An 892-nucleotide genomic window follows, 5' to 3' on the forward strand; every position below is an offset into this window, starting at 1 on the left:
CGTTCGGCTTTCTTTTCTGTCAGGCGAGTTTAACAAAGTTGTCTTCAAGTTTTACGTTAAAATTGATTTCTGCTTTTAGTGCTTTGAACACTTTTAATATTGTGTCAATAGTCGCACTGTTAGCACTACTTTCAAGTTTAGAGATTTGAGCTTTCTGAACTCCAACAAGTCGTCCGAGTTCTTCTTGTGTCAAGTTTCTTTCTTGTCTAGCAGTTTTAATCATTTTTCCTAAAACGTCCATACGAAGTTCGTATTCGTATTCGTCACGTTCTTGTGTCCCGACTTTGCCGATATACTTGTCTTTCATTTCGGCAAGCGAGTATGTCTTTAATTCTTTAGGTGCCATATGATTACTTTTTTTGTTTGTTGTTAAAATATTTTTCTCTAAGTCTTACTGCACGGTCAATCTCGTTAGCCGGAACTTTGTCAACTTTCTTTATGAAACCGTGTGTCGCAAGAACCAAAGTTTCTTTGTTATCGGTCTTGTCCCAAAAAGCAAGTAGTCGAATTTGAAGTCCTGCGTATTTTGTCCGAAACTCCCAAATGTCATTTTGTAGTTTCTTAAAAAGTTTTGGGTCATTGGTCTGTTCAGCAAGGTCAATATTGTAAAATATTTTTTTAACGGTCTTTCGATCAAGTCCTGAAATGAACTCGTCAGCTTCTTCTAAAAATTTAGTCTCGAAAAACCTCATTCAATACTGTTATTGTTAAACGTCACAAAGGTAATGAAAGTTTCTAAAAATAGAAACAATTTTTTTCGATATTTTCTCTGGCGTCGGTTTTTTAAGCTGACGCACAACGTTTCGCCGCTTGGCGCAGGCGGGGATTTTGAAACACAAATCGAACACGGGAACTCAAAACCTGATAGAACTACCCGGCGTATCGTTACCGT

General features: G+C 37.3%; 2 protein-coding genes. Both read right to left on the reverse strand.

What is annotated here, in order from left to right; genetic code table 11:
• Positions 1-19: 19 nt before the first annotated feature.
• Positions 20-346, reverse strand: a complete 327-nt coding sequence (locus tag IAI56_RS15770) for a helix-turn-helix domain-containing protein (RefSeq protein ID WP_187658766.1) — start codon at positions 344-346, stop codon at positions 20-22.
• Positions 347-350: 4 nt separating this feature from the next.
• Positions 351-692, reverse strand: coding sequence for a type II toxin-antitoxin system RelE/ParE family toxin (locus IAI56_RS15775; protein WP_187658767.1), 342 nt, complete (start codon positions 690-692; stop codon positions 351-353).
• Between the last annotated feature and the right edge of the window lie 200 nt (positions 693-892).

The organism is Flavobacterium macrobrachii, from assembly GCF_014486675.1.
Taxonomy (GTDB): Bacteria; Bacteroidota; Bacteroidia; order Flavobacteriales; family Flavobacteriaceae; genus Flavobacterium; species Flavobacterium macrobrachii.